Origin of the sequence: Sphingobium sp. D43FB (genome assembly GCF_002312805.1) — a bacterium.
In the GTDB taxonomy this organism is placed as follows: domain Bacteria; phylum Pseudomonadota; class Alphaproteobacteria; order Sphingomonadales; family Sphingomonadaceae; genus Sphingobium.
The window spans coordinates 320,526-344,493 of record NZ_NMUA01000002.1 but is presented as its reverse complement, the minus strand read 5'-3'; the positions used below and the strand labels follow the sequence as shown (position 1 = coordinate 344,493).

The window sequence follows — 23,968 nt, the reverse complement described above, 5'->3', positions numbered from 1 at the left end:
ATCAGCGACAATCAGAGCGAAGAATCGCCCTTGCCAGCGACAATCTAACCCGGCACCATGAACCCGCCGCGACAATCTGTTCTCATCCTGATAGTCGCTGACCTCTCACCCAGATCGTCGCGCTATACCTTGCCGCCACTCGAACTCTGCCGCGGGGTCAGCCCTAGCCAGGCGGCGAACTGGCGCCCTGACGAGAACTGGCTTGGATCGGTCACTGACGCGGCAAGCGCGGTCGCGCCGATCGGCCCGATACCAGGGATCGTCGCCAGGCGCCGGGCCCTGTCGTCGCTCCGCTGCAGAGCGGCGAGACGCAGGTCGAGCTTTCGCAACTGGGCGTGAAGCTGGAGCAGTTGTCCTGCCAGCATGGCGACGACGTTCACCGCTTCGGTCGGCAGGTCGAGCTTGGACTCACCCTCGGCGATCTCCCGCGCCATCTGCAGTGCCTTCACGATCCCCACCGGGATCGCGATGCCCAGCTCGGCGAGCACGCTGCGCATCATGTTGACCAGCTGCGTGCGCTGCTTGATCAGCAGGCTACGCACGCGATGCAGCGACAACGCTGCCTGCTGCTCGCGCGACTTGACGGGCACGAACCGCATCGTCTGACGTGTGACCGCTTCGCAGATTGCCTCTGCGTCGGCGGCATCGTTCTTACCGCGCTTCACATAAGGCTTCACGTAAGCCGCCGGCATCAGCCGCACCTCATGGCCCAGCTTCGTCAGTTCGCGCGCCCAGTGATGCGACGTCCCGCAGGCCTCGGCGCCGACAAGGCACGGCGGCAGCTTCTCGAAGAACGGCAACATCTGCGATCGCCGCAGCGCCTTGCGAATGACGACCTCTCCGGTCGCGCTGATACCGTGAACCTGAAAAACGTTTTTGGCCAAATCGAGGCCGATCGTGCTAATCTCCATGGCGGGTGGCTCCTTCTCGGGTCGCATGACAGCAAACCCATCTGGGCACTTAGATGCCGTGAGCGGGAGCCATCCACCTCATCCGCTTTGAACACTTGAGGCCACAGAGCAGACTTCCATCTGCTACCTGTAGGAAGTTGTGCAGCGCCCCGCCATGGCGTCGGGGCGCTGCCCGTTCAAAAGCGGACCGACAGCTTCGCATTGAGTTGGCGAGGACTGTTTGGGAACCCCACATCCGTCGGCGTACCTGCGAAGAAGGCCGAGAAATAGTCGGTGTTGTAGCGCTTGTTAAACAGGTTCTCGGCAGACAGCGTCAGCGTCCACGGCGAACGCTCGACGATCAGGCGCGCATTCACCAGATGCACGGGATCCTGCTTCGCCAGATTGTCGACGAACCAGTAGAGATCGCCGAAGGCCGAATAGTCAGCCCGAAGGATAGCACGGGCCTCCGAGCCGAGCGGCGCCTCATATTGTCCGCCGAGATTATATTTCCAGCCGTTGATGTGCGGCTGCTTGTTGCCCCGCCACAGTGCCGTGCCGTTGAAGTCCTGGATCTTGGACTCGATCAGCGAGCCCCCGGCGAACAGGCGAAGGTTTCGGCCGATCCGCGCGGTCAGATCGCCCTCGATCCCATAATGATAGGCGTCGTTGATCGTCAGGATGCCCTGCGCGGCCGACTGGGAATCCCAGCGGTAGAACTGGACGTTCTTCTGGTCGGTGTAAAAGGCGGCGAGGTTCAGCTGAACACGCCGATCAAGCAGCGACAGCTTCGATCCCAGCTCATAGGTCTCGGCGACCTCCGAGCCATATTGACGCGGGAAGATCAGCGACTGAGCGTTGAACCCGCCGCTGCGAAACCCGCGTGCGGCCGAGACATAGACCATCTTGTCGGGCTCGAAGAAGTAGCTGAGCGACGCCTTGGGCTGCAGCGACTTGAAGACCTTGGCGATGCGCGAGCCGGTGGCCGGGTTGGTCTGCTTACGATCGTCCCAGTCCTGGCGCAGCCCCAATGACAGCTTGAACGCCTGCGAGATGTCGTAATCCAGGGTGCCGAACAAGGCATAAGCATTGTTGCGGCTACGCTCTGGCAGATAGCTGAGCTGGACCGCTTGGTACGGCCCCTCCCCCGCCAGATCGAGAAAGGCTGACGACGCGGCGTCGCGATGGGTCTTCAGATAATAGGCGCCGATCAGCCAGCGCAGCGGCTGATCCGACGGCGAGGTCAGGCGGACCTCCTCGCTCCAGCTCTTCACGCGCCTGGTCTGATCGAGGATGAGGCCGCCAAAACCGGGCGCCAACGGGAATGGCAGAAAGTCGAGATCCTGCCCCAGCGTCGCCGCCTTGGCATAAGCGAAGGCGCTGATCGAAGTGAGCGTCACCCCGCCGAAGTCATAGTCGACCTTGAGCGAGACATCGCGCAGGCGCCGCACCCCCTTACCGTCGCGGTTCGCGATTACGGGGTGGACGGCATTGAGGTCCTGCCCTGGAAAGATCGGGTAATAATAGGCCGAGCCTCCATCGAGGTTCTCGTAGCTGCCGCGTAGATCGAGGGTCAGCACATCGCTCGGCTTGAAGATCAGCCGTCCGCGCAGGCTCACCGCGTCATAATCATCGACCTTGCGGCCGAGGGTGAGGTTGCGGATGCGGCCTTCGTTGTTCTTGTACATCGCCGAGATGCGATAAAGCAGCACATCGTCGATGATCGGCCCGGAGGACGACCCGAACAGCCGGTAAAACAGGCCCTGGCCGATCTCGGCCGACAGCTCGTTCTCCACCGTGTTGGTCGGCAGCTTGGTGACGATGTTGATCGCGCCTCCGATCGCGTTGCGGCCATAGGTCGAACCCTGTGGCCCCTTGAGGACTTCGATCCGCTCGATATCGGTCAGTTCCTGCGTGCCCTGATCGGGCGAAGAGGACTGGACGCCGTCGACCACCAGCGCCACGGGAGGCTCACCGAAGCGCACCTGGGTGATGCCTCGGATCGTGATGATGTTGGTCCCGGGATCCTGCGCGGGCACCTGGCTGAAGCTCGGTACGATGGCGTTCAACCGGTCGAGCGAGGTGATGCCGGCGCGCTCGATCGTGACCGAGGTGACAGCACTGACGGACAGCGGGACGTCGTTGAGGGACTCCTTGCGCTTTCGGGCCGTGACGACGATATCATCGAGCCCGCCACTGTCGGCTACGGCGCTCTGCGGTTCTGCCTGTGCGAAGGCAGGTGTCGCGCAGAGCGCGGACAACATCGTCGACGCACGGAGAAATTTCCTGAAATCGAACATCATCTTGCCCCCTTTTTGGATGGCCGGTGGCCATTGTCTTTTGAACACGGGCCGTCATCGACGGACCTTGTTGGTCTCGCCCGGCACCCGTGCTTGATTATGGCTCCCCCCGCGGAGCTCTGACGTCAGGCCGCCTTGGCGAGCGCGGGCTTCTCGGACCCGAACATCGCCGGATCGATGATCAGCTGGAAGCGCTGGAAGCGCCAACCTTCGGCGGTCTTGACGACGATGGCGTCGCCGGCGGCGGATGCGATCGCGACCGGACCGGTCGCGATGTTCATCTTGAGGATGTAGAAGCGGTAGCGCGCGCCGTCGGCCTGCGGGTCGATGACCTGATTGGTGATGAAATGGCGGACGCCATCCTCTTTGCCGGCCGCGATATGATGCTCCATGAAGGTGCGGACCGCGTCGGTCCCGGTAAACTCCCCATAGGGCGCGACGAAGGTGCCGTCGGCTGCGAAGCCCGCGGCGAAGCCCGCTGCGTCATTGCCATCGATGGCCAGATAGATGCGCGCGCAAAGCTCCTGGATTTCGATCTTGTCATCCGTGGGGAAGGTCATGGCACAACTCCGTCGAGGGGGCTGGCGGCGTGCTCGACGAGCCGCGCCAGCAGGGAATTAAAGGGGGGGCCGAGCTTCTGGACGCCGTGTCCGGCGCCGGTCAGCACATGGAGATCGGTCTCGAGCAGGTCGGCCAGTCGACGGCAGATCGCATCGAAGGCGCCGCTCCAGCCACCGGTGACGACCAGCTTGGGGAAGGCTGCATCGGCAACGATGCCGATGGGCACATCGACCTTCCAGGGACGCTCGGTGATCAGGTTGCGCACCGCGTTGGCAAGCGCCGGCGGGAGCGGATCGGGCAGCACCATTTCCATTTCCAGCGCGGCGACGAAACCCGTCACGAAGGCATGATCGCCGATGCCATCGGCCTCGCGCCAATGACGCTTCATGGCGTCCGAGACGCGCCGCACATCGGGATGATCGGCTGCCAGGGCGAAGGCCGGCGGCTCGATCAGCGTCAGCGAACGGACGAGATCGGGACGAAGCCCGGCGGCGTTCATCGATACGACCCCGCCCATCGACGTGCCGACGAGATGCGCGCCATCGCCCAGCACCTCCACCACGTCCAGCGCGTCCTGAGCGATGTCGACCCGCGCGATCGGCGATGTCTCGCCATAGCCGCGGCGAGTGACGACATCGACCGTGAAACGGTCCGCCAGCGCCCGCTGTTCGGAGAAGGCTCCCGTTCCCACGCTCAAGCTGCCATGCACGAGCACGATGCGTTCAGGCCCGTTGCCCCAGCGCTCTACTGCAAATCCCATCGAGTCGCTCCCAAAGTTGCTTTGTAACTTATCTACTTTGCCTAGCTTGTCTACTAATAAAAATAGCTTGTTTAAAAAGCTTTCTGCTTATAGCCAAGCTGCAGCAACGGGAGCAGCGATATGATCAATCTTGTCATTCAGCAGGACGCCGGCAACGAGCCGCTGGCCTTCACACCGCGCAAACTGGTGATCGCCGGATGGACGGGCCGTGACACGGCGGTGCTCGAAGCGCATATCGAGGAACTGGCGGCGCTCGGCGTCGCGCGGCCGAGCGCCGTGCCAATCTTCTACAGGGTCAGCGCCAGTCAGCTGACCACTGAGCCATCGGTCGAGATGGTCGGCCGCGACGGTTCGGGCGAAGTCGAGGCGGTTCTCTGGAAGCACGGCGGCGAACTCTATGTCGGGGTCGGCTCCGACCACACTGACCGCAAGCTCGAAACCGTGGGCATCACGCTCTCGAAGCAGGTCTGCAGCAAACCCGTCTCGGCCGTCATATGGCCCTGGCGGGAAGTCTCCGCCCATTGGGACGACCTTCGGCTCCGCTCGACCCTGCCGGGCACCGGCGAGGTCTACCAGGAAGGCCCGGTCTCGGGACTTCGTCGGCCGGACGACCTGCTTGCCGAATATGAAGCGCGCGAAGGCGTGGTACCGGATGGCACCGTCATGTTCTGCGGCACCCTCCCGGTTCAAGGCGGCATCCGCTTCGCCGATGGCATGGGCGTCGAGCTGATCGATCCCGTCCGCAGCCGTGCGCTCCGCCACCATTATTCGGTCACCGTCCTGCCGATCGCCGAAGCATGATCACCGCAGCGAGCCGATCGAGCATCGACACCGCGCTGCTGCGCGCCGACGCGGCCGATGCCGCGTCGGTGTTCACGCTGAGGCTCGATTCGGACGCCCGCGCCTTTGCCGAGGCGGCCGACGCGCGGCGCGCCGCCCGCTCGCGCGCGCGCTTCCTCGGCGTGCCGGTGACGGTGAAGGACAATTTCGACCTGATGGGCCATGCGACGACGGCAGGGTCGACGCTGCTGGCGGATGCGCCGAAAGCGCGCAGGGACGCCCCCGTCGTCGAGCGGCTGCGCCGCGCCGGCTTCGTCGTGCTCGGCCGCACCAACATGACCGAGTTCGCCTTCTCCGGCCTCGGCCTCAACCCGCATTTCGGGACTCCGCTCAATCCCGCCTTCCCGGACGAGCAGCGCATCCCCGGCGGCTCTTCGTCCGGCGCCGCCGTGTCGGTGGCGCTCGGCATCGCGCCGGTTGCGATCGGCACCGATACCGGCGGCTCGATCAGGATCCCGGCGGCGCTGTGCGGCGTGACCGGCTTCAAGCCCAGCGCCGACGCCATCACGCGGGAGGGTGTCCTGCCGCTGTCGACGACACTCGATTCGGTCGGCGTGATAGCGCGGTCGGTGGGCGACTGCGCGGCGGTGTTCGACGTGATCCGCGATCGTCCCGGCCTGCCGCGCACGACCCTCCCCCCGCGCCGAATCCGGCTCGGGCTGGTGCAGACCTATGTCCGGGACGGGATGGCGCCCGAGGTGGTGCGCGCGATGGACGCCGCGGTCTCGGCGATCGAGGCGGGCGGAGGCCTGGTCGAGCCCGTCGAACTCGCCGAACTGGCCGACATTCCGGCGATGATGCAGGAGGCGACCTTCCCCGCCGCCGAGGCCTTTGCCTGGCACGAGGCGTTCCTCTCCGCCGGGCGGGCGGGTGAATATGATCCGCGGGTCGTCGCGCGCATCCGCGCCGGCGGGGCGATGAGCGCCGGGGGCTATGTCCGGCTGCTGGCGCGGCGCCGCGCTTTCATCGACGCGATCGCCACCCAGATCGCGGGTCTCGATGCGCTGCTCTGGCCGACGGTGCCCTTCATCGCCCCCACGATCGCGTCGCTAGCCGACGATGCCGCCTATCACGCCGCCAATGCGCAGGCGCTGCGCAACTCGACCGTCGCCAACCTGCTCGACGGTTGTGCGATCTCGATCCCATGCCCCGGCGACGGACCGCCCGTCGGCCTGACCCTCGCCGCGCTCCATGGCCGTGACGACCATCTGCTGAGCGTCGCCACGAGCGTGCAATCCCTACTGAAAGGAGCCTGACATGGCCGTTACCAAGCAGCACCGCGAATTCCATCCGATCGACATGGCCGATGACGGCTGGCAGCTTCCCGAAGGCTATAAGCCCGGCGGTGGAGTCGACGAGAAGATCCTGTCCGGCAGCCTCGATCCCGAGCAACGCCGCGGCAGCCGCACCCGCCTGCTGCGCTTCCAGCCGGGCGTGTTCACCACCAAGCCGTTCGTCCATGATTATTGGGAGGAGGTGTTTCTCCTCGAGGGCGACCTGACCGTCGGCAATGACGAGAATGGCGATGGCGGCGAGGCCTTCCTCTCACCCACCTATGCCTGCCGCCCGCCGGGCGTGTTCCACGGTCCCTTCAAGTCGAACAATGGCTGCCTGCTGCTCGAGATTCATTATTTCGACCCGGCATAAACTAATTGACATAGCTTTGTCGCAAAGTCATTATCCGACTCAGAGGGAGACAGCGATGCCACTGACAGTCAGCAAAGCCGAATTATTGGTCGATGGCGAGGACCATCTGTTCCGCCAGGCCGTCCATGACGCGCTCGGTTTCAGTGCGCGGCTCCAGGAAATCCGCAATCGGCTCGGTGAGGTGATCGGCCTCTCCGGTCCCGCTTATTCGATCCTGATTGCGATCGAGCATCTCGGCCAGCAGGGTGAGGTCGGCGTCAGCAAGGTCGGCGAGCATCTGCATCTGTCGGGCGCGTTCGTGACGATCGAGGTCAACAAGCTGGTCAAGTCGGGCCTGGTGGACAAGGTGCCGCATCACGAGGACGGACGCCGCGTCGTCCTCACCGTCACCGGCAAGGCTCGCAGCTTGCTCGACGAGCTGGCCGCGACCCAATGCCCGGTCAACGATACGATCTTCGACGGGCTGAGCGCGAACCAGTTCCGCGCCTTTGCGCAGATCATCGCCTCGCTGGTCGGCGGTACCGAGGAAGCGCTGGCGCTGCTTCGGCTCCAGGCCGAACAGCGTCGCCGGCAGGCCTGATCGTCATGGGTCTGGCATTCGACCAGCGCGCCTTTCGCAACGCGCTGGGCCACTTCCCGACAGGTGTCGTGGTGGTGACGGCGGAGACCGAAGGGCGCGATCCGATCGCGATGACGGTGAGCTCGTTCAACGCGGTCTCGCTCGATCCGCCACTGGTGCTGTTTAGCGTCGGCCGCACCGCACCGAGCCTGCCGGCGCTGCTCGCCGCCAGGAACTTCGGCATCAGCGTGCTCCGGCACGACCAGAGCGACCTGTCGAGCCGCTTCGCCGGCGGACGCGGCGAGAAATGGGCAGGCCTCGCCCCCGTGCTGGGCGAGACCGGTTGTCCGCTGATCGGACCATGCCTTGCCACCTTCGAATGCGCGCCCTTCGCGGTGCATGAGGGCGGCGATCATCTCATCGTCGTCGGTCATGTGCTGCGCTTCGAAATTGCCGAGGAAGGCGAACCGCTCGTCTTCTTCCGCGGCGGATATCACGCCATCGCCGGCCGTGCCGCCTGACGTCTTCCAGGGAGAAAAAGAAGTGAAAACCGGATCCAGTCATCTGGCCGCGCTGCGCGATGGGCGCATGGTCTATATCGGCGGCGAAGAGGCAGGCGACGTCACCGCGCATCCAGCCTTCCGCAATTCGGTGGCCTCTGCCGCCAGCCTCTACGATTTCCAGGCGGCCAACGCCGAACTGATGACCATCGAGAGCCCGACCAGCGGTCGGCGGGTGAGCCGCGCCTGGGACCTGCCGACGAGTTACGAAGCGCTCGTCGAGCGGCGCCGGGCGATGGAAGCCTGGGCGGAGACCCATTATGGTTTCATGGGCCGTTCGCCCGATCACGTCGCCTCCTGCTTCGCGGGCATGATGATGGGCCTCGACGTCTTCGAGAGCTATGATCCGGTCCGCGCGGGGGCGCTTGCGGACTATTTCCGCTATGCCCGCGATAACGACCTCTTCCTCACCTATGTCATCATCAACCCGCAGGCCGACCGGTCGAAGGCGGCGCATGAGCAGGCCGACGAGTATCTGACTGCCGGCATCGTCGACCAGGATTCGACCGGGCTCACGCTGCGCGGCGCCAAGATGCTCGCGACCAGCGGCATCATGGCGAACGAGGTGTTCGTGAGCTGCATCCAGCCGCTCGGGCCGGGCGACGAGAAATATGCGGTTTCGCTCGCGCTGCCGATGAACGCGCCGGGCCTGAAGCTGCTCTCGCGCAAATCCTACGAGGCGGCCGCCCCTAGCATCTATGACAATCCGCTGGCGAGCCGCTTCGACGAGAATGACGCGGTCATCTATTTCGACGATGTGAAGGTCCCGTGGGACCGCGTCTTCGTCGCCGGCGATACGGCGATGATGATGAAGCAGTTCCATGCGACCCCCGCGCATGTTCTGCAGAACTATCAGTGCCAGGTGCGCCTGATGGTGAAGATGCGCTTCCTGATGGGCCTGGCCCGCCGCACCGCCGAGGTGAACGGCACGATCGCGCTGCCGCCGGTTCGCGACACGCTCGGCCAGCTGGCAGCGGAGGCGACGCTGGTCGAGGGAATGGTCTATGGAATGGAGGCCAAGGGCAAGGTCGTGAACGGCTTTTACGTCCCTGACGCCCAGATCCTCTATTCGGCGCAGGTCCTCACCCAGCAGCTCTACGCCAAGGTGATCAATTCGCTGCGCGATCTCGCGGGCGGCGGTCTGATCATGCTGCCGTCGAGCACGCGCGATTTCGCAAATCCCGAAATCGCGCGGATCATCGGCAAAACGCAGCAGTCACCGACCGCGAGTTCCGAGGAGCGGGTCAAGTTCTTCAAGCTAGCCTGGGACGCAATCGGGTCGGAATTCGCAAGCCGGCATAGCCAGTATGAAATGTTCTACGCGGGCGCGACCTTCGTCACTAAGGGACACAGCTTTCGCACCTATGACTGGGCACAGGCGACCGGCCTCGTCGACAATGTCATGGCAAGCTACTCGGTCGGGAGCGATATGGCGCTGAGCGAAGCCGCGGCCTGAGGTTGGGCGGGTCGTGTGCGGAAAGGCGCGAAGTGCATGATATCCCACCAACCGCGGAATGAAGTCGGGCGGCTTGGGTGGTTGGCGGGGCCTACGCTGTACGGTCGGGGCCAGCCGCTACCCCGCCAGCGCGAGAAACCACTGGTGACCTGGAGGATCCGATCGAGGCCTGCCAGCACATCGTAAGAGGCAGAAGCAATACGAGCTTAAAGCTAACCAGCTGGCACAAGCAGAACTGCGAGATCCTGCCGATAAAAAAGGGCAGCAATCGCAAGCTCGTGAACTGCCGTTTGCCAACCACCGAAATGCGTACTTCCCGCCGCTATGTCGCGATGGCAGCTTTCGGGCCGAGACGGCGGTATGCTGAATGACCGAATTAGGGCGCTTTCCTGACGATCTGCATCGGAGCGGTTCATAGGCAGCTTTTGTCAGGAGCGGACGTTCGCGGCAGCAGATCTGGACGACCGCCTTTTGTCGACAGCCGTCAGAAAAGCGGAACGTCTGCTGCTGAGGATCCAAAATCGGGCGCTGAGCGTCCGGCATGGGTCGATAGCTACCCAAAATGAGCCCCAAAGCTGATCAGATGGGAACCGAACCCGGGTCCAAAACCTGAGGATTTCTCGATGTTTGGACACACGTGGCCAGAAATGGATGCCCCTTGCAAAATTCTTTAATGATATTATAAGCTTAGAGACGACCTAGGCTCATCCTTTGCGCCTCGTGGTATATTTTGCGGTATCACTCTCCAGCTGACGAGCAATCAAGAATTTGAAATCAAATATTTATTTGATCTCTTGGGTTCCGTCTCCGGGCACCATTTTTACTCTCCCCCCAATAAATATGATCAGATAGCGGGACGCTCACGCGCATCGACCATGCTTCCTGCATGAACGTTCGATATTGCTGGCTCTATGCGTTTGTTAACGGGTTGCTCCTATATATAGCGAGGGAGAGCTTGGTGCGCGTATATGGTATTTGCTCGGTTCAGACGGATTGCCGAAAAATCGCAGGTGGCGTTGCACGAGCAGTATAAGGCGCTGACGGGGCAGATTCCCCTGATGTACGCCTTGATGTTCATCAACGTCTTTTGCCTGGCGATGGTGACCTATGGCGATGTGCCGGTCTGGCTGAGCCTCAGCGTTCCGGCTACCCTGTCCGTCATTATCGTCGTCCGGGGTTTCCTGTGGATGGCGCGCAAGAGGAGCGTACCCTCCCCAAGCAAGATGCGGCGGCATCTTGCCGGGACCATCGTCATGTCGGCGGTCCTGAGCGCCGCGTTCGGGGCTTGGGGGTTGTTCCTGCTCAATGAAGTGGCGACCGACCGGATCACATCGGTTGCGCTCTATGTGTTCGTTGGCTCGATCAGCTGTTGTTATTGCTTGCAATCCTTGCCCGTGGCCGGCCGATTTGTCCTGCTGTTCGGTGCGGCGCCGGTTACCTTGTGCCTGCTGACATCGTCCGACGTCTACCTGATTGGGATCGGTGTCACTTTCCTCATCATCGCCGCCGTTATCGTCCGCACTCTCGCGACCAGCCAGTCGGCGTTCAGCAAGCTTTTGATCTCGCGGTCCGAGATGAGCGCGGTGGTCACCGCGCTTCGGCAGAGTGAAGATCATTATCGCTATTCGGTCGACCTCAATCCGCAAATGCCGTGGATCAGCGACGCTGTCGGCGCGATCCTCGAACTCAGTCCCAAATGGGAGGCGGTGACCGGCATGCCGACGGCGGATGCGTTGGGTAGTGGGTGGACGGCCGCTGTTCATCCCGCCGATCTCCCCGCAATTCTCGATCTGTGGCACCGAACGACTAGCGCGCCAGATGCCTCGGCTGTGGATGTGCGCTATCGTTTGCGCGATCGTGGTGGCGTGTATCACTGGCATCGCGCCCGCGCGCAGCCGCGTCGGGCTGAAGATGGCACCATCCTGAAATGGTATGGGACGCTGGAGGATATCGATGATCAGGTCAAAGCGGAAAATGCGCTGAGAGAGAGCGAGGAGCGGTATCGGCTGGCGTCGCGGGCAACCAACGACATCATCTGGGACTGCTCACTTGAACAGGATCGGATCGATTGGAGCGAGGCCGCTTTCGATGTTCTGGGCTATGCCGAAACCCGCACGGGCACGTCCCGGTCATGGTGGGTCGACCATATCCATGCGGACGATCAAAAGCGCGTGGTCGACAACCTCGCCAGCCTGGAGGACGCGCATTTCAACCAATGGGTCGAACAATTCCGATTTCGCGCGGCCGATGGGCGCTATCTCAATCTCGTCGCGCGGGGCTATGTTGTGCGCAACAAGGATGGCAAGCCGGTCCGTCTGCTGGGTTCGCTGCATGATGTCACCGCGCAGTTGCAATATGAGGCCAAGCTCAAATGGTCGGCGTCGCATGATGCCCTGACCGGGCTGCCCAATCGCGCGATGTTCGCCGAGCGCCTGGACCAAGCGTTAGAGGAGGCGCGCCGACAGGGGCAGTGCGTCGGCCTGATTGTGCTCGATGTCGATCGGTTCAAGACCATCAACGATACGCTTGGCCATCATGCGGGCGATGCGGTGCTGCATGACGTGGCAGCCAAACTGAGCAAGCGTTTGCCGGTCGGTGCGACTTTGGCGCGTCTGGGTGGGGACGAGTTCGCGATCATCCTGCCGGGATTGACCCCGGAACAGGCGCGACAGGAAACCGTCGACACCATCATGGGTAGCCTGACGGGCTCCCTGCTGCATGATGGACGCCATATCGATGTCAGCCTGAGCGCGGGTGGTGCGCTGGCGTTTCGGGATGGGTTGGACGCCGAAGAGCTGCATAAATGCGCGGATCTGGCGCTCTATGCCGCCAAGAGCGAGGGGCCAGGTCAGATACGAGGCTTCACGCCCGCCATGCGCGAAGCGGTAGACATGGAAAAGGCCATGTTGACCAAGGCGCGGGCGGCCCTGACCAACAACCATATCATCCCCTTTTATCAGCCGAAGGTGAACCTGCGCACCGGGGCGTTGGAGGGTTTCGAAGCCTTGCTGCGCATTCACGATCAACAGCAGGGGCTGCAGCCGCCCGGCGCAATTCGCGCGGCGTTCGAAGACGCGGATCTGGCGGTCCGGCTGACCGATCGGATGCTCGATTGCATCATGGCCGATATGGTCGCCTGGCGTGACCAGGGCCTCGCCTTTGGCCGGATCGCGTTCAACGGCGCACCGGGCGATTTTCGTCGGGGTGATTTCGTCGATCGCATCCTGGGGCGGATGCACAAGCTGGGACTGCCCGCCAGCCTGCTGGAACTGGAGGTCACGGAAACCGTGTTCGTGGGGCAATTGTCCGATCGGGTCCATAATTGCCTGGAGACGTTGGCCGCGGCGGGCGTGACGATTGCCCTGGATGATTTCGGAACAGGCTATGCGTCGCTGACGCACCTGCAACAATTTCCGGTTCACACGATCAAGATCGACCGGTCTTTCGTGTCGCGCCTCAATGCCGCAGAAACGGGTGATGCCGCCATTGTCGGGGCGGTCATCGACCTTGCGAAAAATCTGGGCATAACCACGGTCGCCGAAGGCATAGAGACGGCTGCACAAGCGGCGCATCTGATGGTCAAGGGGTGCGATGTCGGTCAGGGCTTCCTATTCGGGCGCCCCATGGCACGGTCGCAAATCGCCCCTATCCTGGCGAAGTGGGATGCACCCGGCATGATCGGTCTGTGCGCCGGGTCGGACTGGGCGGACATGCTGCGGTCCAGCATGGGGATGCATAACAGCGGGCCGCTCTCCCTCTCGGAATCGGGGCGTTGATCCGGCCTGGTCAGATTTTCGTGCCGATGCCCCGTTCCACCAATGCATTGGCGATGGCCGCGACCTCCTCTGGCGGGCGGCTGTCATCCCATACGCCAAAACGCAGGCCCAGAAACACGTTCATGCCCATGATCGCCCAGGCATGGACTTCCTCGACATCGGCGCGGACATCGCCGCGTACCGCCGCCTTGGTCAGGCGGGCGGTCATGCGGGACGCGGTATTTTCATAATGAGCGCGATAGGCGGCCTGATCGACGAACTCCGCTTCGTCGATGATGCGATAGATTTCCTTATGTTCGCGCGCAAACTCCAGGAAGCTGAGTAGGCCTATCCGCTCGGCGTCGATCCCGTCGCGGGCGTCGGCGATGCGCGGGGACACATAATCGCGCACCTGGCCCGACATATCGGCGACGAGCGCGCGGAAGATATCATCCTTGCTATCAAAATAGGTGTAGAAACTGCCCAGCGCACAGCCCGCGCGGCGGGTGATGCCGCTGATCGAGCCGTCGTGAAAGCCCTTTTCGCCAAATTCGGCTGCCGCCGCCGCCAGCAATGCGCGGCGAGTTCGCTCACCCCTGGCGGTGCGCGGCGTCTTGTCGTCCTTGGCGGCGGCGTCCTCGGCCATGTCCACTCCTTGCGAAAATCTGTGTTCTTTTTGCCGCACTGAACCGGCCTTGTCTCCGCCTCTCTATTTGAAGTTGAAAGATGGTTCAACTTTCATTATCGAATCGGTCAACGCAAAGTGATCCGGCAGACCGGGCACCCCATTTTCAGGAGAGGACCGACCATGAAGGCCCATTTCAGCATCCGCGCCATCGCCCTTGCCTCCGCTGCCTGGAGCGGTGCGCTGGCCATGCCTGCCCTTGCGCAGGACGCCGCCGTCCCGGCCGTCGAGGAGGAAGGCGCGATCGTCGTTACCGCTCGGCGCCGCGAGGAAACGCTGGTCAGCGTGCCGATCGCGGTCAGCGCCTTTTCGGGCGAAGCGCTGGAACGGGGCGGGGCGATCGACATTACCGACCTTGCCAACATGACCCCCAACACTACGCTGGAAGCCTCGCGCGGCACCAATTCGACGCTGACCGCCTTCATCCGGGGCGTCGGCCAACAAGACCCGGTGTCGGGTTTCGAACAGGGCGTGGGCATCTATCTTGACGATGTCTATCTCAACCGGCCGCAGGGCGCGATTCTCGACATTTATGATGTCGAGCGGATCGAAGTGCTGCGCGGGCCGCAGGGCACGCTCTATGGGCGCAACACCATCGGTGGTGCGGTCAAATATGTGACGAAGATGCTGCCGCAGGAATTTTCGCTCAAGCTCAAGGGCACCTATGGCAGCTATGACCAGGCCGATGGCATCATCAGCGTGTCGGCGCCGTTGAGCGACATGATCCGTGTCGGCGGGGCCTTTGCCCGGCTGTCGCGTGGTGGCTTTGGCGACAATCTCACCACCGGCGATGAAAATTACAACAAGGATATCTGGGCGGGCCGCGCTACCTTTGAAATGGGTGGTTATGGCCAGCCCGTGCTGATGCGGATCACTGGCGATTATACCAAGGATAATAGCAGCGCGCGCGGTGGCCATCGGCTGATTCCCGGCCAGCTATCGGGCGCGCCGGTGCTGGACGATGTGTTCGACACGCGCGGCGGCCTCACTGATCCCAAACAATATGTGGAGTCCTATGGTCTTTCCATGAATATCACGGCGGAACTGAGCGACGCGGTCACGCTGCGCTCGATCAGTGCGTGGCGCAAGGATGACAGCGCCTCGCCGATCGATTTCGATGCGCTGCCCGCAGTCGATGTCGATGTGCCCGCCTTCTACTTCAACGAGCAACTGAGCCAAGAATTCCAGCTGCTCTACGATCAGGGGCCGCTGCACGGCATGGTCGGCTTCTATTATCTCGATGCCAAGGCCGACACCGCGTTCGACGTGCGCTTGTTCACGACGGTTGCGGGGCTGACCGCCTATACGCAGGCCGATGTGGACACCGAAACCTATGCCGTGTTCGGTGACTTTACCTTCGACATTACGGAACAGCTCAGCCTGTCGGCCGGTGGCCGCTACACCTGGGACAAGCGCCGGGCCGACATATTGCGGCAAAATTATCTGGGTGGCGGGTCGCCCTTGTTCGGCGGCGCGGGCGTGGCGTTCGGCGCGCCCAGCACCAATTTCAACGGTGAGCGCGAATATAAGAAATTTACCCCGCGCGTCTCGATCAGCTACAAGCCGACGCCCGATCATAATATTTACGCCAGCTTCTCGCAGGGCTTCAAGGGCGGCGGCTTCGATCCGCGCGGCGTCGGCACCAATGCGCCTGACCTTAATGGCGACGGCATCCGGCAGGACGATGAAATCGCGTCGTTCCTGAGCTTCGCGCCCGAACAGGTCGATAGCTATGAAGTCGGCTATAAGGGCAATTTCCTGGACGGCGCGCTCTATGTCGCGGTCGCGGGCTTCTATGCCGATTATAAGGATGTGCAGATTCCGGGATCGGTCGCCTGCACTGTCAGCGTCGGCGGCGTCGCCACGCCCTCCTTCTGCGGCGTGGTGTCCAATGCGGGCAAGGCGCGGTTCAAGGGGCTGGAGTTTGAAAGCACCGCGCGGCTGGGCCGTGATCTGATGACGCCGGGCGATCGGCTGAACCTGTCGACTGCTGTCGGCTATATCGACGCGGAATATCGCGAATATATCACCAACATCGGCGGCGTGCCGACCGATGTGGCGGCCAATCGCGAAGTACAGAATACGCCCAAATGGACCGCCAGCGGCACGATGAGCTATTCGACCCCGGTAGGCGCGGGCAGCCTCTATCTGGCGAGCAGCGTGTCGTGGCGCAGCAAGACCTATCAGTTCGAGATTCCCAACCCCTATATCGACCAGAAGGGCTTTGCGCTGTGGGACGCCAGCATCGTCTATACCGCGCCAGACGATCGCTGGACTTTGGGCCTGCATGGCAAGAATCTGATGGACAAGGAATATAAGACGTCGGGCTATACCTTCGTCGCGGCCAACGCAGTGACGGGCGCCATCATCAACAATGCCGCCGGTTTCCCGACGCCCACGCTGGGCCGCGAAGGCACGCTGACCGCCTTCTACGGCAATCCCCGGCAGGTGTTCTTGACGGGGACGGTCAAGTTCTGATCTTCACCCTATCTCCGTTCGGTTCGCGCCTGTCGAGAACCCTTGCGCAACGGTTCTCGACAAGCTCGAACTGAACGGAGATGGGTAAAGCCCTATGACCGACCGATCCGCCCCCGCTGCTCCCCCCGCCTATCGCGGCGTCGTGCTGGCGATGCTGTTGCTGGTCTATACGTTTAACTTCCTCGACCGGCAGATCCTTGGCATCCTTGCCGGGCCGATCAAGGCGGAGCTGGGGCTGAGCGATACGCAATTGGGGGCGCTGGGCGGTATCGCCTTTGCGCTGCTCTATTCGACGCTGGCGATCCCGCTGGCGTTGCTGGCCGATCGCACCAGCCGGACCTGGGTCATTACCGTCAGCCTCGCGGTATGGAGCGGCTTTACGGCTTTATGCGGGCTGGCGGGCAATTTCATGCAGCTATTCCTGTGCCGCATCGGCGTGGGCGTGGGCGAAGCGGGCGGGGTCGCGCCATCCTATGCGGTGATCTCCGACTATTTCCCGGCGCATCAGCGGGCGCGGGCGCTGTCCATTTACTCGCTCGGCATTCCGCTGGGCTCGGCGGGCGGCGTGCTGCTCGGCGGCTATATCGCCCAAACCGTAGAGTGGCGCACCGCCTTCATCGTTGTCGGCTTGCTCGGCCTGCTGATCGCGCCTGTCTTCCGCCTGGTGGTGCGCGAGCCCGCCCGGCCAGTGCAGGCGAGCGATGCTGCGCCCGTGTCCGCTGTGTTCGGCATCCTCGCGGCCAAGCGTAGCTTCTGGTTCCTGGCGGTGGGTGCGGCGTGCAGTTCGATGTGCGGCTATGGCGTCGCTTTCTGGCTGCCCAGCCTGCTGATGCGCAGCTTTGGCCTCGACCTGATGGGCGCGGGGCAGTTTCTGGGTGGGCTGCTGCTGATCGGCGGGGTGGCGGGCGTGTTGCTGGGCGGTTGGCTGGGCGACGCGATGGGTGGCAAGGACAAGGCCTATTATGCCTGGGTTCCCGCGATCAGCTATGTGGTAGGCATGCCGTTGTTCGTCATCGGGGTGCTGTCCGACAGCGTCGGCTTTGCCTTTGCCCTGTTCCTCGTGCCGCAGGCGTTGGTCTATGTCTGGCTCGGCCCGGTGCTGACCGCCGTGCAGCATCTCGTCCCCGCCCATATGCGCGCCAGTGCGGCGGCGAGTTTCCTGCTGATCAACAATCTGGTGGGGCTGGGACTTGGCAGCTGGTTCGTCGGCGCTTTGTCCGACGCGCTGACCCCGGCTTATGGGATCGAGGCGCTGCGCTACGCCATCGTCGCGGCGCTTGGTTTCTATCTGCTTGCCGGGCTGTTCATGGCGTTGGGCGGGCGGGCGCTGCGCAAGGATTGGGTGGCGGCCTGACCAAGAGGGGGGCTTACCTGCCGTCCTTTTCGCCCTATAGGGGCGGGCATGACGAACCTTGCCGACATCCAAGAAGAATATCAGTTTCTCGATGCGGACGACCGCTATCGCTTGCTGATCGACCTTGGCCGCGCGCTTGAGCCGATGCCGGACGCGCTCAAGACCGATGCGACGCTGGTGCGCGGCTGTTCAGCGGCCGTGTGGGTCTATCCGACCGTGCTGGACGATGGGCGACTGCATTTCCTGGCGGACAGCAATGCCGCGATCACCAAGGGGATCATCGCTCTGGTGCTGCAGACGGTGCAGGACCAGCCGCCAGCCGCGATCGCCGCGGCGGATATCGAGGAAGCGCTTGCCCCCTTCGACCTGCGCAATCAGCTGAGTTCCAACCGGACGCAGGGCATTCCCAACATGATTGCCCTTATCCGGCAAACGGCTGGTCGCTACACCGGCTGAACGCTGCAACCCGCAAGGGGCGTCGACCATTGTCCTTCCGTAACCAGATGGAAGGACAAGAGCCTATGCGCATCCCGTTGATGATGACGGCCATGGCATTGCTGGCCGCCTGTTCGCAGGAACCTGAACAACCCAGCCAGCGCGAGCAAATCGGCCAGGCATGGAAATATGAGGGCGGGACCGGCGATGCCGCGAAGGTCGCCTATATCGGCAGCGCCAATACGGTCGCGACGATGACGGCGCCCGACACTTTCGCCGTGCTGCTGGTGCAGCCGATGAGCAATGGCGAAAAGACCGTGACCGTGAAGCTGGTCGGCGCGCCGTTCCAGTGCGACCTGTCGGCCTGCACGGTCAGCGCGACGGGCGAAGATGGCAAGACGCATAGCTGGCAAGGTCGGCTGACCGATGCGAAGGACGGGATCGAAATCATGCCGTCGCAAAATGCCTATGACGTCATCGCCAAGGCCAAGACGGTGAAGGTCGATCTGGTGGTTGGCCCGCAGGACAAGACCGTGCCCTTCGCCTTCAACGTGGCGGAACTCGACCTGCCGAGGTGACCGGGTCGGCAGCGGACGGCGCGCGCACGCCCGCACGGTTGCGGCGGGCGAGTTCGCGTTTCAGATCCTCCGGGCGGGGGGCGACCAGAAAGCCGAAGCTGACATTGCCTTCCTTGGTTTCGACCACATGATGCAGGCGGTGGGCCTGGACGATCCGCTTTATATAGGGTGAGCGGGCGACATAGCGGTTCTTGACGCGCTGATGCACGATGATGTCGTGGAAGCCGAGATAGATGGCACCATAGGCGGCGATCCCGGCACCGATGGCCGTTGCCCAGCCGCCCCAGCCCCATTGCACGCCGCCTAGCAGCAGAAGGATGGAGGGCAGGGCGAAGATCACGAAATAGAGGTCATTGGCTTCCCACCGGCCAAGGCGCGGGCGATGATGGCTGGCATGCAGGAACCAGCCGGGACCGTGCATGATCCAGCGGTGCATGACATAGGCGAAACCCTCCATCGCGATGACCGTAGCGAGGAAGATCAGCAGGAGCAGGACAAGGTTCATGGGCTTGATATAGGCGCGCAGGCCGATGGAAGCGACCCCGTAAAGTTACGGCTTTTGGGGTAGCTCGGCCGCGCCATGGATGACCCGCTGCGGATAGGGGATGGTGATGCCATTGTCGCGGAAGAGCTGCCAGACGCGGCCCAGCACATCGGACTTCACATTGCCGACCCCGCCCTCCGGGTCGCTGATCCACACCAATATGTCATGTTCGACGCGGCTTTCGCCGAAGCCGGTCAGCCAGACATTGGGCTTGGGATTGCGCAGCACGCGCGGGCTTTCGGCTGCAGCTTGCAGCATCAGCGCCTGAGCGAGCTTGAGGTCGCTGTCATAGCCGATGCCGACGGGAATGCGGACGCGGACGTTGCGGTCGGAATAGGACCAGTTCTCCACCTCCTGCGTCATCAGATTCTCGTTCGGGATCAGATGTTCTTTGCCGTCGCGGGTGATGACGCTGACGGCGCGCACGCCGATCTTGTTCACCCAGCCGAAACTCTCCCCCACGACGATGACATCGCCCGGCTTGATCGATCGGTCCATCAGCAGGATGATGCCCGCGATAAGATTGCCGAACGTCTTTTGCAGACCAAAGCCGACCGCGAGGCCCAGCGCGCCGGAAAAGACGGCAAAGGCGGTGAGGTCGATGCCGAGCATGTCGACGCCAATGAAGAAGGCGGCGATGATGATGGCGATGGCGGCGAGTTTCTGCGCCAGCAGCTTCTGGGTGGGGTCGAAGCCATCCGCCTGGCTGATCGACCGGCCGATCAGCTTGTTGGCTAGGCGGACGAGCGCGAACAGGGCGACGCAAGTGGCGGCGATCGACAGCAGGCTGAGCAGCGTGACCCGGCGTTTGCCCAGGCTGATCCCGACCGTGTCGAGCGTTGCGCCGACGGGCGCGAGACCGCCATTGGTACCGGAGACGATCGTCAGGAACAGCAAGAGCGCCAGCGGCAGCGTGGCCCAGCGCGGGATGGAGAGGGTGCGTAGCGCATAGCCAGCCAGCAAAGCGACCGAGAGGCCAAGGCCGATGCCGAGCACCAGATGGCCGACCGAATCGGCGGGCCAGAAGGCGGTGGCGACTCCGATCAACAGCGCTGAGAAAGCGTAGCGCAAGATCGCCCGCAGCCGGGTGGCGAAGGATTCGCCCAAGGCTTCCATGGGGCCGCGCAGCCGCGGTTCGACTCGGCGCGAGAGGCCCGCTGCGGCGAGATGCAGCAGGAGCGCGACACCCAGCGCGATCAGCGGATGGATCAACCCACCGCTATCGGGCACGCGGTTGAGCAGCCAGGCGATGCTGAGCGTCATCGCGCCGCCCGGTAGCGGCCAAGACCCGCGTCGAGATCGGCGATCAGATCGTCGGGGTCTTCCAGGCCGATATGCAGGCGCACCATCGGCCCTTCTGCTTCCCAGCGGGTTGCGGTGCGGTGGCGGGCGGGATCGACCGGTAGAGCAAGGCTTTCAAAACCGCCCCAGCTATAGCCGATGCCGAAATGAGCGAGGCCGTCGATCAGGGCGGCGCGGGTGGCTTCATCGCCACCGTCGAGGATAAAACTGAACAGGCCGGTCGAGCCGGAAAAGTCGCGCTGCCATAGCGCATGGCCGGGGCAATCGGGCAGAGCGGGATGCAGCACGCGCGCGACGCCGGGCTGGTCCTTGAGCCAATGGGCGACCGCCAGCGCGCCGTCCTGATGCTGGCGCAATCGCACGCCCAACGTGCGGAGGCCGCGCGAAGCTAGCCAGGCATCGTCGGGGCTGGTCATCTGGCCGAACAGATAGGCGGTCTGGCGGACCTTGCCGAACCATTGGGCGTTCGCCGTGACGCTGCCCATCATCACGTCGCTATGGCCGACGATATATTTGGTGCAGGCCAGAATTGTGATGTCCACGCCATGGGCCATTGCCGGGAAAAAGAGCGGCGTCGCCCAGGTATTGTCGAGCAGGGTTACGATGCCCCGCTCGCGCGCGATGGCGGTGATGGCGGGAATGTCCTGCACCTCGAACGTCAGGCTGCCGGGGCTTTCGAGGAAGATGGCGTGCACCTTTTCATCGGCAAGACGGACAGCGACCCGGACAGCATCGCACGGATCATAATAGATTGTTTCGATACCGTAACTATTGAGCATGTGATCGCAGAAATTGCGGGTCGGATCATAGGTGCTGTCGGGCATCAGCAGTCGGTCGCCGGGTTTCAGCACCGCCATCAGCGCGCAGGCGATCGCGGCGACGCCCGACGGGAAGAGCATCGTGCCTTCCGCGCCCGGTTCCATTTCGGTCAGCGCGTCGGCGAGGGACCAGGCGGTCGGCGTGCCCTTGCGCCCGTAGAAGAGCCGTTCATGCGTGCTGCTGCCGGCGGCCTTTCGCAGATGGGCGACATCGTCATAGAGGATGGTCGAGGCGCGCCAGACCGGGGGGCTGACGATGCCGCCGGGCTGACCGGGCATGCCGGTCCATTCGGGCTTGCGCCCGGCCTGTACCAGTTTCGTCAGCGGCTTGCGGTCGTCACTCATGCCGGGCCTGTCGCCTTGGGCGTGGCGGGATCGAAACCCCATTCGGACCAGCTGCCATCATAGAGGGTCACATCGTCCTTGCCGAGCGACTCCAGTCCGGCGAGGAGGATGGCGGCGGTGACGCCGCTGCCGCAACTGGTGATGACAGGGCGGTCGAAATCGATCCCGGCGTCGGCGTAGAGGGCGCGCAATGCGTTGCCCGACTTCATGCTGTTATCGGGATTGAACAGGGAAGGGGAGGGCAAGTTGCGTGATCCGGGGATATGGCCTGATGCCATGCCAGGGCGCGGTTCGGCCTCCGCGCCGGTGAAGCGGCCAGCGCCGCGCGCGTCCAGCACTTGTTCCGCGCCAGTGGCGAGATTGGCGATCAGGTCCGCCTTGGTCCGAACCTGTCCGGCTGCGCGGCGGGCGATGGCGGTGCCGGGGGTGGGGGTGACGATGCCAGCCTCTGTCGGGCGACCTTCCGCCACCCATTTGGACAGGCCGCCGTCGAGGATCGCGACCGAAGTGCCCAGGCCATAGAGGCGCATCATCCACCAGCCGCGCGCCGCGCTGTGCAGCGGGCTATTGTCATAGACGATGATCCGGCTGTCGGGGTTGATCCCTAGTGCCTGGCAGCGCTGCGTCATAAGCCTATCGGGCGGCAACATGCCTGGCGTCGCGTCATCAGGGTCGTTGAGCGTCGCCAGGTCCATAAATACGGCGCCGGGAATGTGCGCTGTCTCATATTCGACGAGCGGATCGCATGGCGTGCCGGGCAGGAACAGGCTGGCGTCGAGGATGCAGAGGTCCGGCGCGCCCAACTGCGCGGCGAGCCAGTCGGTGGATATGAAAATGGTCATGCGGTCCCCTATGGCCTGCGTCTTGCCGCCCCTTCTAGGCCGGGGGGCGGGGGCTGAAAAGGGCCAAGCCTAGCGGGGTGGCAGTTCGGCGGCGGCGCGGGCAGCGGGGCGGCGATATTGGCGCGGCCCCTGGTCGAAGCGCAGCGGTGCGAGGCGCTCGGCGGGCGGCTCCTGCTCCTGCCCGACGATGAAGGCGCGGGCGGTGCGGCCCTTGTCGTCTTCTGCGTCGCTATATTGATAGGCCGTATCGAAGGCCGCGATCGGGATCAGCAGGCTGCGATCGCCCATGGGCACTGGCACGATCTGGTCGGGTGCAAGGCGCAGTTCGCCGTCCAGCCGCAGCGTTTCGCCCGGTGCCAGCGCCACGGCGGCATGGAGCGGCAAGCCGGTTTCGCCGATGAAGAAGCCGTCGAGCAGCGCCTGCTGGTTCGCGCCGCCATTGCCGATAATGCCACGCACCAGCACGTCCTGCGCGGCAAGCGAGCCGCGATTGTGCAGCAACAGGCCATAGGCGATGGTGACGCCCATCAGCGAATAGCGCGCCTGCGTCACGATAAGCTGCATGTCGATCCAGGCGCGGTCGGTGTCGACGGGGGCAGGCGGCGGCGGGGGTGGCGCGACGGGCGCGGGGGGCGGAGGTGGTGGGGGCGGAGGGGCAGCGATGGGCTGTTCGGCAGGTGCCGCTTCGACCGTCTCGGCTTCGACGGGCGAGCGACGGCGACGCAACAACAGGGCGACGGCGATGGCTGCGAGGGCAAGCAGACCAGCGATGATCCAGCCCCAAGGCGTCGTATCGGCGCTGGCCGATGGCGCGGGCGTTGCCGCTGGGGGCGGTGTGACGGTGACGGCGGGGGCGGTCTCATTGACCACAGGCTGGGGCAGGGGCGCTTCTGGCGTCGGCGCGCTGTCATTGGCCGGTTCCGGTTCCGGCTCGGCGCGGGGGGCGGGTGTTGGCGCAGGGCGGGTTTCGGTTGGTCGAGTAGGCTGCCGCGTGGCTGGCTGTGCTGGAGTTGGGACCGGCACGGCAACGGGCGGCGGCGTCACAGTCGGCGCGACGATGGGGGGCGACGCGACCGGGGTGTCGGGCGCGCGGAAGACATCCAGTTCCGGCCCCTGTCGCCGGGTATCGACGGGCGGGGCCGTCCGCGACGGCGGCAGGCTGAAACCGCCCGGCGCAGGCTCGTCGGCCTGTTGGGCATGGACGGGCGCGGCCAGCAAAAGCGGCGCGGCGAGCATAAGTGAACGAACAGACCCCATGA

The 23,968-nt window shown here is 63.8% G+C and carries 20 protein-coding genes and 1 pseudogene; 11 read left to right on the top strand and 10 right to left on the bottom strand.

The window, feature by feature from the left end; translation table 11 throughout:
- Positions 1-128: 128 nt before the first annotated feature.
- From SxD43FB_RS03500 to SxD43FB_RS03485, 4 genes and pseudogenes are all read right to left on the bottom strand, one after another.
- Positions 129-911, bottom strand: a pseudogene (locus SxD43FB_RS03500) (IS110 family transposase); the annotation flags it as partial.
- 176 nt (positions 912-1,087) lie between these two features.
- Positions 1,088-3,193 (bottom strand): TonB-dependent receptor, encoded by a 2,106-nt coding sequence (locus SxD43FB_RS03495; protein ID WP_096060976.1) that lies wholly within the window; start codon positions 3,191-3,193, stop codon positions 1,088-1,090.
- A gap of 122 nt (positions 3,194-3,315) precedes the next feature.
- A complete protein-coding gene (locus SxD43FB_RS03490) occupies positions 3,316-3,750 on the bottom strand; it encodes a nuclear transport factor 2 family protein (protein ID WP_096060975.1) in 435 nt (144 codons plus the stop codon).
- Positions 3,747-4,511, bottom strand: coding sequence for an alpha/beta hydrolase (locus SxD43FB_RS03485; RefSeq protein ID WP_096060974.1), 765 nt, complete (start codon positions 4,509-4,511; stop codon positions 3,747-3,749). The genes SxD43FB_RS03490 and SxD43FB_RS03485 overlap by 4 nt, the downstream gene beginning before the upstream one ends.
- Positions 4,512-4,631: 120 nt before the next feature.
- On the opposite strand from SxD43FB_RS03485, the gene SxD43FB_RS03480 reads away from it, so the two are divergent.
- From SxD43FB_RS03480 to SxD43FB_RS03450, 7 genes are all read left to right on the top strand, one after another.
- The gene (locus SxD43FB_RS03480; RefSeq protein ID WP_096060973.1) at positions 4,632-5,312 is read left to right on the top strand and encodes a DUF2848 domain-containing protein; all 681 of its coding nucleotides are present in this window, start codon (positions 4,632-4,634) and stop codon (positions 5,310-5,312) included.
- Positions 5,309-6,607, top strand: a complete 1,299-nt coding sequence (locus SxD43FB_RS03475; RefSeq protein WP_096060972.1) for an amidase — start codon at positions 5,309-5,311, stop codon at positions 6,605-6,607. The genes SxD43FB_RS03480 and SxD43FB_RS03475 overlap by 4 nt, the downstream gene beginning before the upstream one ends.
- Position 6,608: 1 nt before the next feature.
- Positions 6,609-6,998 (top strand): cupin, encoded by a 390-nt coding sequence (locus SxD43FB_RS03470; RefSeq protein ID WP_096060971.1) that lies wholly within the window; start codon positions 6,609-6,611, stop codon positions 6,996-6,998.
- Between the two features lie 55 nt (positions 6,999-7,053).
- Positions 7,054-7,578, top strand: coding sequence for a MarR family transcriptional regulator (locus SxD43FB_RS03465; protein WP_096060970.1), 525 nt, complete (start codon positions 7,054-7,056; stop codon positions 7,576-7,578).
- Positions 7,579-7,583: 5 nt separating this feature from the next.
- Entirely contained in the window at positions 7,584-8,078 is a 495-nt protein-coding gene (locus tag SxD43FB_RS03460) for a flavin reductase family protein (RefSeq protein WP_096060969.1), read from the top strand.
- 22 nt (positions 8,079-8,100) lie between these two features.
- Positions 8,101-9,573 carry a 4-hydroxyphenylacetate 3-hydroxylase N-terminal domain-containing protein gene (locus tag SxD43FB_RS03455; RefSeq protein ID WP_217988770.1) on the top strand — a complete coding sequence of 491 codons (1,473 nt, stop codon included), beginning with the start codon at positions 8,101-8,103 and terminating at the stop codon, positions 9,571-9,573.
- 968 nt (positions 9,574-10,541) lie between these two features.
- On the top strand, positions 10,542-13,349 hold the full coding sequence (locus SxD43FB_RS03450; RefSeq protein ID WP_096060967.1) for an EAL domain-containing protein: 2,808 nt from the start codon (positions 10,542-10,544) through the stop codon (positions 13,347-13,349).
- Positions 13,350-13,359: 10 nt separating this feature from the next.
- Here the strand turns inward: SxD43FB_RS03450 and SxD43FB_RS03445 are convergent, their stop codons facing one another.
- Entirely contained in the window at positions 13,360-13,974 is a 615-nt protein-coding gene (locus SxD43FB_RS03445) for a TetR/AcrR family transcriptional regulator (RefSeq protein WP_096060966.1), read from the bottom strand.
- Between the two features lie 162 nt (positions 13,975-14,136).
- Between SxD43FB_RS03445 and SxD43FB_RS03440 the strand changes: the two genes are divergently transcribed.
- The 4 genes from SxD43FB_RS03440 to SxD43FB_RS03425 all read left to right on the top strand — a co-directional run bounded on the left by SxD43FB_RS03440 (position 14,137) and on the right by SxD43FB_RS03425 (position 18,858).
- The gene (locus tag SxD43FB_RS03440; RefSeq protein WP_096060965.1) at positions 14,137-16,491 is read left to right on the top strand and encodes a TonB-dependent receptor; all 2,355 of its coding nucleotides are present in this window, start codon (positions 14,137-14,139) and stop codon (positions 16,489-16,491) included.
- 94 nt (positions 16,492-16,585) lie between these two features.
- Positions 16,586-17,845, top strand: coding sequence for an MFS transporter (locus SxD43FB_RS03435; RefSeq protein ID WP_096060964.1), 1,260 nt, complete (start codon positions 16,586-16,588; stop codon positions 17,843-17,845).
- Between the two features lie 48 nt (positions 17,846-17,893).
- Positions 17,894-18,301: a SufE family protein gene (locus SxD43FB_RS03430; protein WP_096060963.1), complete on the top strand. Its 408-nt coding sequence runs from the start codon at positions 17,894-17,896 to the stop codon at positions 18,299-18,301.
- A 65-nt stretch (positions 18,302-18,366) separates the two neighbouring features.
- Positions 18,367-18,858: a hypothetical protein gene (locus tag SxD43FB_RS03425; protein ID WP_096060962.1), complete on the top strand. Its 492-nt coding sequence runs from the start codon at positions 18,367-18,369 to the stop codon at positions 18,856-18,858.
- Here the strand turns inward: SxD43FB_RS03425 and SxD43FB_RS03420 are convergent.
- The 5 genes from SxD43FB_RS03420 to SxD43FB_RS03400 form a co-directional block, all read right to left on the bottom strand.
- Entirely contained in the window at positions 18,827-19,363 is a 537-nt protein-coding gene (locus tag SxD43FB_RS03420; protein ID WP_096060961.1) for a sterol desaturase family protein, read from the bottom strand. The genes SxD43FB_RS03425 and SxD43FB_RS03420 overlap by 32 nt on opposite strands.
- Before the next feature lie 45 nt (positions 19,364-19,408).
- Positions 19,409-20,665, bottom strand: coding sequence for a mechanosensitive ion channel domain-containing protein (locus SxD43FB_RS03415; RefSeq protein WP_037472127.1), 1,257 nt, complete (start codon positions 20,663-20,665; stop codon positions 19,409-19,411).
- Entirely contained in the window at positions 20,662-21,867 is a 1,206-nt protein-coding gene (gene metC / locus SxD43FB_RS03410; protein ID WP_096060960.1) for a cystathionine beta-lyase, read from the bottom strand. The genes SxD43FB_RS03415 and metC overlap by 4 nt, the downstream gene beginning before the upstream one ends.
- The gene (locus tag SxD43FB_RS03405; protein WP_096060959.1) at positions 21,864-22,709 is read right to left on the bottom strand and encodes a sulfurtransferase; all 846 of its coding nucleotides are present in this window, start codon (positions 22,707-22,709) and stop codon (positions 21,864-21,866) included. The genes metC and SxD43FB_RS03405 overlap by 4 nt, the downstream gene beginning before the upstream one ends.
- A gap of 69 nt (positions 22,710-22,778) precedes the next feature.
- Positions 22,779-23,966, bottom strand: coding sequence for a hypothetical protein (locus tag SxD43FB_RS03400; protein ID WP_096060958.1), 1,188 nt, complete (start codon positions 23,964-23,966; stop codon positions 22,779-22,781).
- Positions 23,967-23,968: the final 2 nt, after the last annotated feature.